General features: G+C 61.8%; 10 protein-coding genes, 2 tRNA genes and 3 rRNA genes. 10 read left to right on the forward strand and 5 right to left on the reverse strand.

What is annotated here, in order from left to right:
- The first annotated feature begins 30 nt into the window (after positions 1 to 30).
- The 9 genes from LO55_RS03765 to LO55_RS03805 are packed head-to-tail and all read left to right on the forward strand — an operon-like array spanning position 31 to position 8,538.
- Positions 31 to 1,053, forward strand: a complete 1,023-nt coding sequence (locus LO55_RS03765; RefSeq protein WP_071360490.1) for a FecCD family ABC transporter permease — start codon at positions 31 to 33, stop codon at positions 1,051 to 1,053.
- Complete coding sequence (locus LO55_RS03770; RefSeq protein WP_071360491.1) at positions 1,050 to 1,829, forward strand: ABC transporter ATP-binding protein; 780 nt, start codon at positions 1,050 to 1,052, stop codon at positions 1,827 to 1,829. Before LO55_RS03765 ends, LO55_RS03770 begins: the two co-directional genes overlap by 4 nt.
- Positions 1,826 to 2,452 carry a cob(I)yrinic acid a,c-diamide adenosyltransferase gene (gene cobO, locus LO55_RS03775; RefSeq protein ID WP_071360492.1) on the forward strand — a complete coding sequence of 209 codons (627 nt, stop codon included), beginning with the start codon at positions 1,826 to 1,828 and terminating at the stop codon, positions 2,450 to 2,452. The genes LO55_RS03770 and cobO overlap by 4 nt, the downstream gene beginning before the upstream one ends.
- Complete coding sequence (locus LO55_RS03780; protein ID WP_071360493.1) at positions 2,446 to 3,738, forward strand: cobyrinic acid a,c-diamide synthase CobB; 1,293 nt, start codon at positions 2,446 to 2,448, stop codon at positions 3,736 to 3,738. Before cobO ends, LO55_RS03780 begins: the two co-directional genes overlap by 7 nt.
- A complete protein-coding gene (gene cobU / locus LO55_RS03785; RefSeq protein ID WP_071360494.1) occupies positions 3,735 to 4,295 on the forward strand; it encodes a bifunctional adenosylcobinamide kinase/adenosylcobinamide-phosphate guanylyltransferase in 561 nt (186 codons plus the stop codon). Before LO55_RS03780 ends, cobU begins: the two co-directional genes overlap by 4 nt.
- A complete protein-coding gene (gene cbiB, locus LO55_RS03790; RefSeq protein WP_071360495.1) occupies positions 4,289 to 5,221 on the forward strand; it encodes an adenosylcobinamide-phosphate synthase CbiB in 933 nt (310 codons plus the stop codon). The genes cobU and cbiB overlap by 7 nt, the downstream gene beginning before the upstream one ends.
- On the forward strand, positions 5,214 to 6,194 hold the full coding sequence (gene cobD / locus LO55_RS03795) for a threonine-phosphate decarboxylase CobD (RefSeq protein WP_071360496.1): 981 nt from the start codon (positions 5,214 to 5,216) through the stop codon (positions 6,192 to 6,194). The genes cbiB and cobD overlap by 8 nt, the downstream gene beginning before the upstream one ends.
- Complete coding sequence (locus LO55_RS03800) at positions 6,191 to 7,081, forward strand: cobalamin-binding protein (RefSeq protein WP_071360497.1); 891 nt, start codon at positions 6,191 to 6,193, stop codon at positions 7,079 to 7,081. Before cobD ends, LO55_RS03800 begins: the two co-directional genes overlap by 4 nt.
- Positions 7,078 to 8,538 (forward strand): cobyric acid synthase, encoded by a 1,461-nt coding sequence (locus tag LO55_RS03805; protein ID WP_071360498.1) that lies wholly within the window; start codon positions 7,078 to 7,080, stop codon positions 8,536 to 8,538. The genes LO55_RS03800 and LO55_RS03805 overlap by 4 nt, the downstream gene beginning before the upstream one ends.
- 49 nt (positions 8,539 to 8,587) lie before the next feature.
- Here LO55_RS03805 and rrf read toward each other — a convergent pair.
- From rrf to LO55_RS03830, 5 genes are all read right to left on the reverse strand, one after another.
- Positions 8,588 to 8,700: ribosomal RNA gene (gene rrf, locus LO55_RS03810) — 5S ribosomal RNA — on the reverse strand.
- A gap of 153 nt (positions 8,701 to 8,853) precedes the next feature.
- Positions 8,854 to 11,728, reverse strand: a 23S ribosomal RNA gene (locus LO55_RS03815).
- A 237-nt stretch (positions 11,729 to 11,965) separates the two neighbouring features.
- Positions 11,966 to 12,041: transfer RNA gene (locus tag LO55_RS03820), tRNA-Ala, on the reverse strand.
- An 8-nt stretch (positions 12,042 to 12,049) separates the two neighbouring features.
- A tRNA-Ile gene (locus LO55_RS03825) sits at positions 12,050 to 12,126 on the reverse strand.
- A gap of 82 nt (positions 12,127 to 12,208) precedes the next feature.
- Positions 12,209 to 13,739: ribosomal RNA gene (locus tag LO55_RS03830) — 16S ribosomal RNA — on the reverse strand.
- The 16S, 23S and 5S rRNA genes sit together here with 2 tRNA genes alongside, the layout of an rRNA operon.
- A gap of 686 nt (positions 13,740 to 14,425) precedes the next feature.
- Here LO55_RS03830 and LO55_RS03835 point away from each other — a divergent pair.
- On the forward strand, positions 14,426 to 14,884 hold the full coding sequence (locus LO55_RS03835) for a MarR family winged helix-turn-helix transcriptional regulator (protein ID WP_071360499.1): 459 nt from the start codon (positions 14,426 to 14,428) through the stop codon (positions 14,882 to 14,884).
- The last annotated feature ends 3 nt before the right edge of the window (positions 14,885 to 14,887 follow it).

Here is a 14,887-nt window from a genome sequence, read left to right on the forward strand (position 1 = left end):
CCGCGGGTGTCCGAAACCAACAGGGCCAGCATGCACGCATCCGTCCCACCGCTACGCCAGCGCGCCACGCTCATCGTCGGCGCCATGCTGGCGTTTTCGATTGCCACCCTGCTGTTCGCGGGCATGACCGGATCGATCCGGGTGCCTCTCGGCGAGATTCCCGACGCCCTGCGCCAGCTCGCCAGCGGCCAGCCCGATTCGCTTTCCGCCTCCCTGCTCGAGCTGCGCGCCAGCCGCGCGCTGGTGGCGTTCGCGACCGGCGGCGCGCTGGCCCTGGCCGGCCTCATGATGCAGGCGTTGCTGCGTAATCCGCTGGCCGACCCGTATGTGCTGGGCGTCTCGTCCGGCGCCTCGGTCGGCGCCCTGCTGGCGCTGCTCCTGATGGCGTCCACGCTGATGGTCGATGCCGCCGCGCTGGCCGGCGCCATCGGCGTGGCGATGTTGCTGTACCTGCTGGCGCGGCGCGACCTGCGCAGCGGCCAGGCGGCCGAAGGTGGCGCCTCGATGCTGCTCCTGACCGGCGTGATCGTCTCGGCCCTGTGCGGCTCGGTCGTGACCCTGATGCTGTCGATCGCGCCCGAGGGGCGCCTGCGCAGCATGATCTTCTGGCTGATCGGCGACCTGGCCGGCGCGCCGCTGCGGCTGGCGCCCTGGCTGGTGCTGGCCGGCTGCCTGGTGTACGCCATGCGCAATGCGCGCGCCATGAACATGGTCGCGCTGCACGCCGAGAATGCGGTGACGCTGGGCGTGCGCGTCGGCGCGCTGCGCAAGGGACTGTTCTTCGTGTCGGCCCTGCTCACCGCGAGCGCGGTCACCAGCGCCGGCTCGATCGGCTTCGTCGGCCTGATCGTGCCGCATGCCTGCCGCTTCGCCTTCGGGCCCGACCACCGGGTCCTGATCCCGGCCGTGGTGCTGGCCGGCGGCGCCTTCCTCGTGCTGTGCGATACGCTGGCGCGCACCATCATCGCGCCGCAGCAGCTGCCGGTCGGCGCCATCACGGCGATGATCGGCGCGCCGGTCTTCCTCTACCAGTTGCACCGCCTGCGCAAATGAACTCCATCTCCACCCACGACCTGCTGCTGTCCATCGGCCCACGCACCCTGGTGCGGGGCCTGGACTGGACCGCGCGCGCCGGCGAATGCTGGAGCATCATCGGCCGCAATGGCGCGGGAAAAAGCACCTTGCTGCGTACGCTGGCCGGGCTGCAGCCGCCGAACGGCGGATCGGTCCAGGTAAATGGCCGCGCACTACCCGACTGGCCGCTGACCGAGCTGGCGCGCGAGCGCGCCTTCCTGGCCCAGTCGCGCCACGACGCTTTCGCCTACACGGTGCTCGAGAGCGTGCTGTCGGCGCGCCACCCCTACCACGCCAACCGCTACTGGGAAGGCAGCGACGACCATCAAGCCGCCCTGCAGGCGCTGGCGTCGATGGAAGTGGACGACCTGGCCGCGCGCGACGTGCGCACCCTGTCCGGCGGCGAGCGCCAGCGCGTGGCGATCGCCGCCCTGTTGGCGCAGCAGACGCCGCTGCTGCTGCTCGACGAGCCGGCCAATGCGCTCGACCTGGCGCACCAGGTGAGCGTAATGGGCCTGCTGGCCCGCCTGTGCCGCGAGCAGAACCGGACCGTGGTCATGATCGGCCACGACCTGAACCTGGCCGCGCGCATCTCGACCCACGCGCTCCTGCTCATGGGCGACGGCCGCTGGACCGCTGGCGCCAACGACCAGATCATGCGCCCGGCGCTGCTGGGCGACTACCTCGGCCATCCGATCGACATGATCGAACACGAAGGCCGCCGCATCTTCATCCCCAAGGAGGGCTCCGCATGACCGACATGACACCAGAACAGACCGCCGCCCTGAACGAACGCCACCGCGCCCGCATGGAGCGCAAGAAGGCGGTCATCGACGCCAAGATCGCTTCGGCCGACAAGGAAATCGGCATCGTCATCGTCAATACCGGCAACGGCAAGGGCAAGAGCTCGAGCGCGTTCGGGATGGTGGCGCGCGCGCTCGGCCACGGCATGAAAGTGGGCGTGGTCCAGTTTATCAAGGGCGCCCTGTCGACCGGCGAAGAAACCTTCCTGCGCCGCTTTCCCGACGAAGTGCGCTTCCATGCGATGGGCGAAGGCTACACCTGGGAAACGCAGAACCGCGAGCGCGACATCGCCAAGGCTGAGGAAGCCTGGGCGCTGGCCCGGCAGTTCCTGTCCGATCCCGCGATCGGCATGGTGGTGCTCGACGAGCTGAACATCGCCCTCAAATACAAATACCTCGACGTGCACACCGTGATCGCCGACCTGCTCGACCGTCCGGTGATGCAGCACGTGGTGATTACCGGCCGCGGCGCGCCGCCGGAACTGATCGCGGTGGCCGATACCGTCACCGAAATGAACGTGGTCAAGCACGCGTTCAAGGCCGGCATCACGGCCCAGGCGGGGACCGAATGGTGACGGGCGCCCGTATCGTCCTGGTGGCGGCGATGTCGTCCGGCCAGGGCAAGACGACGGTGACGGCCGCGCTGGCGCGGCGGCTGGTCCGCATGGGCAAGCGCGTGCGGGTGTTCAAATGCGGCCCCGACTTCATTGACCCGATGCTGCTCGAACGCGCCTGCGGCGCGCCGGTGCACAATCTCGACCTGTGGATGGTGGGCGTCGATGCCTGCCGCCAGCGCCTGCTTGACGCCGCGCGCGAGGCGGACGCGATCCTGATCGAGGGGGTGATGGGCCTGTACGATGGCTCTCCTTCGGCGGCGGACCTGTCGCGCGAGTTCGGCATCCCCGTGCTGGCGGTGCTGGACGCGTCGGCGATGGCGCAAACGGCCGGCGCCGTGGCGCAGGGCCTGCGCGACTATGGCCCCGTCGAGATGGCCGGCGTGATTGCCAACCGCATCGCCAGCAGCGGCCATGCGGCAATGGTGAAAGAGTCGCTGCGCGACATCCCGCTGATCGGCACTCTCTCCCGCCAGGAGGCGCCGCTGCCCGAGCGTCATCTGGGCCTGGTGGTGCCGGGCGAGGTCGAGGAGCTCGACGGCATCCTGGATGCGCTGGCCGACAGCATCGATTTCGATGAAGCGGCGTGGGATGCGCTACCCGTCATGACGCCTGCTGCCACGGCCCCGGCGCCTGTAGAGCCGCTGCTGGCGGGGCGCACGATCGCGATCGCGCGCGATCCGGCCTTCGTCTTCGTCTACCCGGCGAATATCGACCTGCTCGGGCAGCTCGGCGCGCGCATCACGTATTTCGCGCCGTTGTCCGACGAAGCGGTGCCGGACGATGCCGACGCGGTGTATCTGCCGGGCGGCTATCCCGAACTGCACGGCGCGCAGCTGCAGGCCGCCCAGCGCTGGCGCGACTCGATCCGCGCGGCGCACGCACGTGGCGTGCCGATCGTCGCCGAATGCGGCGGCATGATGGCGCTTGCCGATGGCCTGACCGATGGCGAGGGACGCCGCTTCGAGATGGCCGGGCTGCTCACCGGCGAGGTCAGGATGCAGAAGCGCCTGGGAGGACTGGGCATGCACGCGATGCCGACGCCGCAAGGCGAGATCCGTGGTCATACCTTCCACTACTCATTGCTGGACTCCCCGGTCGCGCCGCAAGCACATACCGTGAAGCAGAGGACCGGCACGCAAGGCGAAGCCGCCTACCGGGTCGGCTCGCTGTTCGCGTCCTACTTCCACGGCTATTTCCCTTCCAACCCGCGTGCGGTGGCGGCACTGTTCGGAGCGCAGCCGTGAGCGTGACCCTGGTCTTCGGCGGCGCGCGCTCGGGCAAGAGCGCCTACGCCGAGCGCATCGCGCGCGAATTGGGCAAGGAGGTCGTCTATGTCGCCACCTCGCGCGCCGGCGACGGCGAGATGGCCACGCGCATCGCCCATCACCGCGAGCGGCGCCCGCCCGAATGGCGGACGGTCGAGGAAGAACTGGCGCTGGCGCAGACGCTGCGCGACTGGTGCGCGCCGCAGCGCCTGGTGCTGGTCGACTGCCTGACGCTGTGGCTCAGCAACCTGATGTTCTGCGATGGCCGCGACTATCCCGACGTCGGCGCGGTCGACTTGCCGGCATCCTTTCATCAAGAGCGTACGGCGCTGCTGGACTTGCTGGACGGGGAGCTGCCGGGCGACCTGATCCTGGTGTCGAACGAAGTCGGCATGGGCATCGTGCCCTGGGGCGCGATCTCGCGCAGCTTCGTCGACGAAGCCGGCCGCCTGAACCAGGCGGTGGCGTCGCGCGCCGACCGCGCGGTGCTGGTGGCGGCCGGCCTGCCACTTGTCCTGAAAGGTCTCCAGTGCTGACCGGCCTGTCGCTGTCCACCATCGCGCTATTGCTCGTCGCCGGCATCGCGCTCGACCTGCTGCTGGGCGAGACGCGGCGCTGGCACCCGCTGGTCGGCTTCGGCAAGCTGGCCGGCTCGATCGAGCGGCGACTCAATCGCGGGCAGGCGCGCCTGGCGCGTGGAGCCCTGGCATGGATGCTCGCCGTCCTGCCACTGAGCCTGCTGTTCCTGGCGTTGGCCGACCTTGCCGGCCTGTGGCTGCATGCGGTGCTGCTCTATTTCTGCATCGGCCTGCGCAGCCTGCGCGACCATACGCTGCCGATCCATTCCGCGCTGCGCGCGGGCGACCTGGCGCAGGCGCGCGCGCTCACGGCGCGCATCGTCAGCCGCGACACGGCGCACGCCGACGAATCCGACCTTGCCAAGGCCAGCGCCGAATCGCTGCTCGAGAACGGCAACGACGCCGTGTTCGGCACGCTGTTCTGGTTCGTGCTGCTGGGTGGGCCGGGCGCGGTGCTGTTCCGCCTGACGAACACGCTCGATGCGATGTGGGGTTATCGCAGCGAGCGCTTCAACCTGTTCGGCCGCGTCGCGGCGCGCATCGACGACGCATTGAACTACGTGCCCGCGCGCCTGACCGCGTTGTCGTACGTGCTGCTGGCGGGCAGCGGCCGCGCGCGCGCCTGGCACTGCTGGCGCACCCAGGCCCCGGCCTGGAGCAGCCCGAATGCCGGGCCGGTGATGGCCAGCGGCGCCGGCGCCCTGGGCGTGTCGCTGGGCGGCGCCGCCGTCTACGATGGCGAAGTCGAACAGCGCCCGCCGCTGGGCCTCGGGCCTGCCGCCGGCGCCGGCGACATCCTGCGCGCCTGGCGGCTGGTGCTGCGCACCACCTTGCTGTGGGCCGGCGTGGTCTGCCTGCTGGCGGTCGGAGTTTCTCATGCTTGAACACGGCGGCAACCTGCGCGACGCCGCGCGTCACTATGGCCGCGATGACTGGGTCGACCTGTCGACCGGGATCAACCCGCATGGCTATCCGGCGCCGGCGCCGTCGAGCGCGGCCTGGCATCGCCTGCCGGAGCCCGATCCTGCATTCCTTGCTGCGGCCTGCGCCTATTACGGCGCGCCGCAACTGCTGCCGGTGGCCGGCACGCAGGCGGCGATCCAGGCCCTGCCGCGCCTGCGTCCACCATCGCGCGTCGCGGTGTCGGCGCCTTCGTATGCGGAACACGCGTTTCACTGGAACCTGCACGGCCATACGCGGCGGCTGGCGCCGTACGCGGAACTGGACGCCGCGGTCGATGGCAGCGACGTCGTCGTGGTGGTCAATCCGAACAACCCGACCGGCGAAACCATCGCGCCCGAGCGCCTGCTCGACTGGGCGGCGCGGCTGCATGCGCGCGGCGGCTGGCTGGTGGTCGACGAAGCCTTTGGCGATACGGCGCCCACGCTGAGCGTGGCGCCGCATGCGGCGCAGCCGGGATTGATCGTGCTGCGCTCGATCGGCAAGTTCTTCGGGCTGGCGGGGCTGCGGCTGGGATTCGTCGCGGCGCATGAGCGCGTGCTGGCGGACCTGGCCGACCTGCTCGGGCCGTGGGCCGTCAGCGGTCCGGCGCAGGAGATCGCGCTGCAGGCGCTGGCCGACACCGGCTGGCAGCGGGATACGCAGGCCCGGCTGGCTCAGTCGGGCGAACGGATGGCGCGGCTGCTGCGGGAGCACGGCATCGTCAGCGCCGGCACGCCGCTGTTTCGCTGGTGGCCCGAGGCGCGGCCCGAAGCCTTTCATGGACACATGGCCGCGCACGGCATCTGGTGCCGGCTGTTTCGCGATGCGGCGCGCGGCATCCGGGTCGGCCTGCCTGCCGGCGAGGATGAATGGCAACGCCTCGAACAAGCACTTCACGAATGGAGCAAGCAATGAAGAAAGCGATGCTGCTGGCCGGCCTGGCTGGTCTGGCCGCGGCTGGCCTGGCGGCCCAGGCCCAGGCCGCGATCACGGTCAAGGATGATGCGGGACTGACGGTCACCCTCGCCAAGCCGGCGCTGCGGGTAGTATCGATGGCGCCCAGCGTCACCGAGCTGCTGTTCGCGGCCGGCGGCGGCAACCAGATCGTCGGCGCGGTCAACTACAGCGATTATCCCGAAGCGGCCAAGCGCATCCCGCGCATCGGCTCGAACCGCGAGATCGACATGGAGCTCCTGATCTCGCTGAAGCCCGACCTGATCGTGGCCTGGCGCCACAACAGCTCGGAGCGACAGATCGAGATGGTGCGCCGCCTGGGTGTCCCGGTATTCCAGAGCGACCCGCAGACGCTGGACGGCATTCCCGACGCCGTGCTGCGCCTGGGCCAGTTGCTGGGCACCGACGCCGCGGCCAGGACGACCGCGACGCAGCTGCGCGAGCAGTTGGCCGGCCTGCGCGCGAAGTATGCGAACCGTTCCACGGTGCGCACCTTCTACCAGGTGTGGGACAAGCCGCTGTATACACTGAGCGGAAAGCACATCCTGACCGACGCGATGAAGCTGTGCGGCGGCGAGAACATCTTCGACAAGCTGACGGTGACGGCGCCGATCGTCTCGATCGAGAGCGTGTTGCAGGCCAACCCGGAAGCGATCATCGCCACCGCCGAGAAGAACTATGGCGGCGTCGAACTGTGGAAGCCGTATGGCACCCTGGCCGCGGTGCGCAGCAATAACCTGTTCACGCTGGACGGCCACCTGCTCAATCGCGCGGGGCCGCGCATGGTCCAGGGCACGGCCGCGATGTGCGAAGTGCTCGAGCAGGCGCGCCAGCGTCGATCCAGATGAGCGGCTTTCCCTACCGGACCCTGATGGTGCAGGGCACGACGTCCGACGCCGGCAAGAGCACGGTGGTCGCGGCGCTGTGCCGCCTGCTCAAGCGGCGCGGCATCCGGGTCGCGCCATTCAAGCCGCAGAACATGGCGCTCAACAGCGCGGTGACGCGCGATGGCGGCGAGATCGGCCGCGCGCAGGCGCTGCAGGCGATCGCCGCCGGCATCGAGCCGCATACCGACATGAATCCGGTGCTGCTCAAGCCGTCGAGCGACGTCGGCGCCCAGGTCATCATCCATGGCCAGGTGCGCGCCGACATGAATGCGCGCGACTATCACCAGTACAAGCCGGTGGCGATGGGGGCGGTGCTCGCATCGCATGCGCGCCTGCTGGCGCAGTACGAAACGGTGATCGTCGAGGGCGCGGGCAGTCCGGCCGAGATCAACCTGCGCGACCGCGACATCGCCAATATGGGCTTTGCCGAGGCGGTCGACTGCCCGGTGGTGCTGGTGGCGGATATCGATCGCGGCGGCGTTTTCGCGCATCTGGTTGGCACGCTGTCCTGCCTGTCGCAGTCGGAGCGCGATCGGGTGATCGGCTTCGTCATCAACCGCTTCCGTGGCGACATCAAGCTGCTCGAGCCGGGGCTGGAGTGGCTGGAACGGCAGACCGGCAAGCCGGTGCTGGCGGTGCTGCCCTATCTGCACGGGCTGTTCCTCGATGCCGAGGATGCGGTGCAGGCGACGCAAACGAACAAGGGCGCGTTTCGTGTCGTCGTTCCCAGCCTGCCGCGCATGAGCAATCACACCGATTTCGATGCGCTGCGTGCGCATCCGGACGTCGACCTGCGCTTCGTGCGGCAGGGAGAGGCGATTCCGGGCGCGGACCTGATCGTCCTCCCGGGCAGCAAGAATACGCGCGGGGACCTGGCCTGGCTGGAGGCGAATGGATGGCCTGAACGGATCACGCGTCACCTGCGCTATGGCGGCAAGGTGATCGGCGTGTGCGGCGGATTCCAGATGTTGGGCCGGACAGTCCAGGATCCCCATGGCGTCGAAGGCGCGCCGGGACTGTCTGCGGGACTCGGCTTGCTGGATATCGACACCGAACTGACGCGCGAAAAGCGGCTGACCAGGGTGGAGGGCCTGTGCGCGTTCAGTGTGGACGACACCGCGAGCCGGGTAAGCGGCTACGAAATTCATATGGGTGTGTCGCATGGCGCGGCCATGGAGACGCCGGCATTTTCGATCGACGGTCGCGGCGAAGGCGCCGTATCGCCGGATGGACAGATCCTGGGAACATATCTGCACGGACTGTTCGACCACCCGGAAGCCTGCGGCGCACTGCTGCAGTGGGCTGGTTCGCGCAGCGAACATGTCGTCGACACGGCGCAGCTGCGTGAAGCGAGTCTGGATCGGATCGCGGATTCGGCGGAAGGATTGCTGAACAGGCTGATCGAGATCGGCGGCTGAAAGCAAAAAACCCCGACCAGATCACTGGACGGGGTTTTTCTTATAACTAGCCTGACGATAACCTACTTTCACACTGGTTGCAGCACTATCATCGGCGCAAAGTCGTTTCACGGTCCTGTTCGGGATGGGAAGGGGTGGGACCGACTTGCTATGGTCATCAGGCTTTGACTTGTCTGGCTACGCTTGAGTTACGCGTGGGCGGCACAGCCGCCCACCCTACGCTTTGTTCAGCGTGGCCATGAATCTGGAAGAAGTATTGTTGGGTTGTAGCTTTGTATCGAGCAGCTGTACTCGACCTTGGACTACCAAGGTTATAGGGACAAGCCGTACGGGCAATTAGTACTGGTTAGCTTAATGCATTACTGCACTTCCACACCCAGCCTATCAACGTCCTGGTCTCGAACGACCCTTCAAGGAGCTCAAGGCTCCGGGAAATCTCATCTCAAGGCAAGTTTCCCGCTTAGATGCTTTCAGCGGTTATCTCTTCCGAACTTAGCTACCCGGCAATGCCACTGGCGTGACAACCGGTACACCAGAGGTTCGTCCACTCCGGTCCTCTCGTACTAGGAGCAGCCCCCTTCAAATTTCCAACGCCCACGGCAGATAGGGACCAAACTGTCTCACGACGTTTTAAACCCAGCTCACGTACCACTTTAAATGGCGAACAGCCATACCCTTGGGACCGGCTACAGCCCCAGGATGTGATGAGCCGACATCGAGGTGCCAAACTCCCCCGTCGATATGAACTCTTGGGAGGAATCAGCCTGTTATCCCCAGAGTACCTTTTATCCGTTGAGCGATGGCCCTTCCATACAGAACCACCGGATCACTATGTCCTACTTTCGTACCTGCTCGACTTGTCGGTCTCGCAGTTAAGCACGCTTATGCCATTGCACTATTAGCACGATGTCCGACCGTACCTAGCGTACCTTCGAACTCCTCCGTTACACTTTAGGAGGAGACCGCCCCAGTCAAACTGCCTACCATGCACTGTCCCCGATCCGGATAACGGACCAAGGTTAGAACCTCAAATGAACCAGGGTGGTATTTCAAGGATGGCTCCACGAGAACTGGCGTCCCCGCTTCAAAGCCTCCCACCTATCCTACACAGATTGATTCAAAGTCCAATGCAAAGCTACAGTAAAGGTTCATGGGGTCTTTCCGTCTAGCCGCGGGTAGATTGCATCATCACAAACATTTCAACTTCGCTGAGTCTCGGGAGGAGACAGTGTGGCCATCGTTACGCCATTCGTGCAGGTCGGAACTTACCCGACAAGGAATTTCGCTACCTTAGGACCGTTATAGTTACGGCCGCCGTTTACTGGGACTTCAATCAAGAGCTTGCACCCCATCATTTAATCTTCCAGCACCGGGCAGGCGTCACACCCTATACGTCCACTTTCGTGTTTGCAGAGTGCTGTGTTTTTATTAAACAGTCGCAGCCACCATTTTATTGCAACCCGTTCATCCTTCCACAGTAAAGTGGTCAAATTACTAGGGCGTACCTTATCCCGAAGTTACGGTACCAATTTGCCGAGTTCCTTCTCCCGAGTTCTCTCAAGCGCCTTAGAATACTCATCTCGCCCACCTGTGTCGGTTTGCGGTACGGTCTCGTATGACTGAAGCTTAGAGGCTTTTCTTGGAACCACTTCCGATTGCTTCGCGCTACATGAGCGCTCGTCTCGACCCCTTGAATTACGTGCCCGGATTTGCCTAAGCACCTTCTATGAGTCAAAAACTGACTATTCCAACAGTCAGACAACCTTCCGCGATCCGTCCCCCCATCGCATCATACGACGGTGCAGGAATATTAACCTGCTTCCCATCAGCTACGCATCTCTGCCTCGCCTTAGGGGCCGACTCACCCTGCTCCGATGAACGTTGAACAGGAAACCTTGGGCTTACGGCGTGCGGGCTTTTCACCCGCATTATCGCTACTCATGTCAGCATTCGCACTTCTGATACCTCCAGCATCCTTTACAAGACACCTTCGCAGGCTTACAGAACGCTCTCCTACCATATGTCAAAGACATATCCGCAGCTTCGGTGACTGGCTTAGCCCCGTTACATCTTCCGCGCAGGACGACTCGATCAGTGAGCTATTACGCTTTCTTTAAATGGTGGCTGCTTCTAAGCCAACATCCTGACTGTTTTAGCCTTCCCACTTCGTTTTCCACTTAGCCAATCTTTGGGACCTTAGCTGGCGGTCTGGGTTGTTTCCCTCTTGACACCGGACGTTAGCACCCGATGTCTGTCTCCCAAGCTCGCACTCATCGGTATTCGGAGTTTGCAATGGTTTGGTAAGTCGCAATGACCCCCTAGCCATAACAGTGCTCTACCCCCGATGGTGATACTTGAGGCACTACCTAAATAGTTTTCGGAGAGAACCAGCTATTTCCAAGTTTGTTTAGCCTTTCACCCCTACCCACAGCTCATCCCCTAATTTTTCAACATTAGTGGGTTCGGACCTCCAGGGCGTGTTACCGCACCTTCATCCTGGCCATGGGTAGATCACTTGGTTTCGGGTCTACACCCAGCGACTGTCGCCCTGTTCGGACTCGATTTCTCTACGGCTCCCCTATCCGGTTAACCTCGCCACTGAATGTAAGTCGCTGACCCATTATACAAAAGGTACGCCGTCACCCCACGAAGAGGCTCCGACTGTTTGTATGCACACGGTTTCAGGATCTATTTCACTCCCCTCCCGGGGTTCTTTTCGCCTTTCCCTCACGGTACTGGTTCACTATCGGTCGATTACGAGTATTTAGCCTTGGAGGATGGTCCCCCCATGTTCAGACAGGATTTCTCGTGTCCCGCCCTACTTGTCGTATGCTTAGTACCACCGTTTGAATTTCGTGTACGGGGCTATCACCCACTATGGCGTCACTTTCCAGAGACTTCCACTATTCAATCGACTATCACATACAGGCTCATCCCATTTCGCTCGCCACTACTTTGGGAATCTCGGTTGATTTCTTTTCCTGCAGCTACTTAGATGTTTCAGTTCGCCGCGTTCGCTTTGCATGCCTATGTATTCAGCATGCAATGACCTAAAAGGCCGGGTTTCCCCATTCGGAAATCTGCGGATCAAAGCTCGTTTGCTAGCTCCCCGCAGCTTATCGCAAGCTACTACGTCCTTCATCGCCTGTAATCGCCAAGGCATCCACCATGTGCACTTATTCACTTGTCCCTATAACGTTGGCCTCTGCATGAGTTACAGAGATCGTCATAGATCAAGAGTACAACTATGTTTGCTTGATACAAATTACTACTACCCTAAGTGTGCTCACTCATCATTTCTGATTCGCTTACACGCTTAAAAAAACTTTACTTCTTCCAGATTGTTAAAGAACGAAAAAACAGTGATCTCGAAAAGATCAAACCTAAATCTCATCAGCTATTTACTGACGACTTACGTTTGAGCTTTTGGTGGAGGATGACGGGATCGAACCGACGACCCCCTGCTTGCAAAGCAGGTGCTCTCCCAGCTGAGCTAATCCCCCGAGAAACGTGGTAGGGCTGGTTGGACTCGAACCAACGACCCCCGCGTTATCAACACGGTGCTCTAACCAGCTGAGCTACAGCCCCGATAAAACTGTTCTTTACTCGTTCAACAGTCGATAAGCGTGGACGCTTGATGATGGGTCGTTAGACCCCGGTGCTACTCTAGAAAGGAGGTGATCCAGCCGCACCTTCCGATACGGCTACCTTGTTACGACTTCACCCCAGTCACGAATCCTACCGTGGTAAGCGCCCTCCTTGCGGTTAAGCTACCTACTTCTGGTAAAACCCGCTCCCATGGTGTGACGGGCGGTGTGTACAAGACCCGGGAACGTATTCACCGCGGCATGCTGATCCGCGATTACTAGCGATTCCAACTTCACGTAGTCGAGTTGCAGACTACGATCCGGACTACGATACACTTTCTGGGATTAGCTCCCCCTCGCGGGTTGGCGGCCCTCTGTATGTACCATTGTATGACGTGTGAAGCCCTACCCATAAGGGCCATGAGGACTTGACGTCATCCCCACCTTCCTCCGGTTTGTCACCGGCAGTCTCATTAGAGTGCTCTTGCGTAGCAACTAATGACAAGGGTTGCGCTCGTTGCGGGACTTAACCCAACATCTCACGACACGAGCTGACGACAGCCATGCAGCACCTGTGTTCAGGTTCCCTTTCGGGCACAACCAAATCTCTCCGGTCTTCCTGACATGTCAAGGGTAGGTAAGGTTTTTCGCGTTGCATCGAATTAATCCACATCATCCACCGCTTGTGCGGGTCCCCGTCAATTCCTTTGAGTTTTAATCTTGCGACCGTACTCCCCAGGCGGTCTACTTCACGCGTTAGCTGCGTTACCAAGTTAATTAAAACCCGACAACTAGTAGACATCGTTTAGGGCGTGGACTACCAGGGTATCTAATCCTGTTTGCTCCCCACGCTTTCGTGCATGAGCGTCAATCTTGACCCAGGGGGCTGCCTTCGCCATCGGTGTTCCTCCACATCTCTACGCATTTCACTGCTACACGTGGAATTCTACCCCCCTCTGCCAGATTCTAGCCTTGCAGTCTCCATCGCAATTCCCAGGTTGAGCCCGGGGATTTCACGACAGACTTACAAAACCGCCTGCGCACGCTTTACGCCCAGTAATTCCGATTAACGCTTGCACCCTACGTATTACCGCGGCTGCTGGCACGTAGTTAGCCGGTGCTTATTCTTCAGGTACCGTCATTAGCCGTGGATATTAGCCACAGCCGTTTCTTCCCTGACAAAAGAGCTTTACAACCCGAAGGCCTTCTTCACTCACGCGGCATTGCTGGATCAGGCTTGCGCCCATTGTCCAAAATTCCCCACTGCTGCCTCCCGTAGGAGTCTGGACCGTGTCTCAGTTCCAGTGTGGCTGGTCGTCCTCTCAGACCAGCTACTGATCGTCGCCTTGGTGAGCCTTTACCTCACCAACTAGCTAATCAGATATCGGCCGCTCCAGGAGCACAAGGCCCGAAGGTCCCCTGCTTTCATCCTTAGATCGTATGCGGTATTAGCGTAACTTTCGCTACGTTATCCCCCACTCTTGGGTACGTTCCGATATATTACTCACCCGTTCGCCACTCGTCAGCGGAGCAAGCTCCCTGTTACCGTTCGACTTGCATGTGTAAAGCATGCCGCCAGCGTTCAATCTGAGCCAGGATCAAACTCTTCAGTTCAATCTCTGTTTGTTGACTCTTTCGAGTCACTCGCTATTGCTAGCGAGGTCGCTCACTCAAAATACTGACCGTCACTTCATTGCTGAAGCAACGTTTAATACTTTGTGCGAACATTTGATATTTTAAGTATGCAGCTGAACAAGTCAGCTGGCACCTTCATCAAACGCCCACACTTATCGACTGTTAATTTTTAAAGATCAGAATTCGGTACTGCTTCATCTGCTGTTTGCTTCGAATCGTTTTGTTCGTCAGCAGCAGAGGAAAGAGAGTATGAAGTGTTTTTCGTTTTTCGTCAACCCCTCATTTCGCTTCGCCTCAGATTTCTCTGCTGACCTGGTCACCGTAACCATTTGATTACGTTAACATTTTCGGTCAGTGCCGAAGCGGAGGCGAACTATAGCAAAGCCCTACCCAGTCGCGCAAGTGCTCAGCAATAATATTGTTCTGCAGTGAGCACTCATGGCAATGTCACCACACTGCGCAGCTGCTCGGCGCCCTGCAACGACGAGGCGCCTCCAGCACCCGCGCCTGCTTCTGGCAATAGAGCGGACTCATGATTGTGGCCCTCTCGCCTAGAGATGCAAAAAAAGTACGTGCTCGCACTCATTACAATATAGAGGTGCTGGCATCTCGGATCTTGCGGATCATCGCTTGCAATTATCTAGTGTGCGACCTATATTGGAAACATGAATGCGAACACTTCCACCTCCACTGCGACGCCCATGCTCGACGAGCAGCTGTGCTTCGCCTTGTACTCGACCTCCCTGGCGATGATGCGGGTCTACCGCGGCTTGCTGCCCAAGCTCGGGCTCACCTACCCGCAGTATCTCGTGATGATGGTGTTGTGGGAACAAGATCAGCTGACCGTGTCCGACATCGGCGAGCGCCTGTTCCTGGATTCCGCGACCTTGACACCCTTGCTCAAGCGTATGGAAGCCCAGGGACTGGTGCAGCGTAACCGCGCGCGCAGCGATGAACGCCAGGTGATTATCAGCCTGACCGCAGAGGGCAACGTGTTGAGGAAAGAAGCCGCCAGCGTGATGCCGGCGGTATTGTGTGCGACCCAGTGTTCGGTCGATGAGGCGTCGACTTTGCGCGACCAGTTGGTAAACCTGCGCAAGAGCCTGAACGACAGCGCCGACTGAGCG

Origin of the sequence: Massilia timonae, from assembly GCF_001866515.1 — a bacterium.
In the GTDB taxonomy this organism is placed as follows: Bacteria; Pseudomonadota; Gammaproteobacteria; order Burkholderiales; family Burkholderiaceae_D; genus Telluria; species Telluria timonae.

Bases quoted from the DNA above. Each gene is read 5' to 3' on its own strand.
- LO55_RS03780 (WP_071360493.1), top strand. From the start codon at position 2,446: ATGGTGACGGGCGCCCGTATCGTCCTGGTGGCGGCGATGTCGTCCGGC.
- LO55_RS03805 (WP_071360498.1), top strand. From the start codon at position 7,078: ATGAGCGGCTTTCCCTACCGGACCCTGATGGTGCAGGGCACGACGTCC.
- LO55_RS03770 (WP_071360491.1), top strand. From the start codon at position 1,050: ATGAACTCCATCTCCACCCACGACCTGCTGCTGTCCATCGGCCCACGC.
- cobD (WP_071360496.1), top strand. From the start codon at position 5,214: ATGCTTGAACACGGCGGCAACCTGCGCGACGCCGCGCGTCACTATGGC.
- cobO (WP_071360492.1), top strand. From the start codon at position 1,826: ATGACCGACATGACACCAGAACAGACCGCCGCCCTGAACGAACGCCAC.
- LO55_RS03765 (WP_071360490.1), top strand. From the start codon at position 31: ATGCACGCATCCGTCCCACCGCTACGCCAGCGCGCCACGCTCATCGTC.
- LO55_RS03800 (WP_071360497.1), top strand. From the start codon at position 6,191: ATGAAGAAAGCGATGCTGCTGGCCGGCCTGGCTGGTCTGGCCGCGGCT.
- LO55_RS03835 (WP_071360499.1), top strand. From the start codon at position 14,426: ATGAATGCGAACACTTCCACCTCCACTGCGACGCCCATGCTCGACGAG.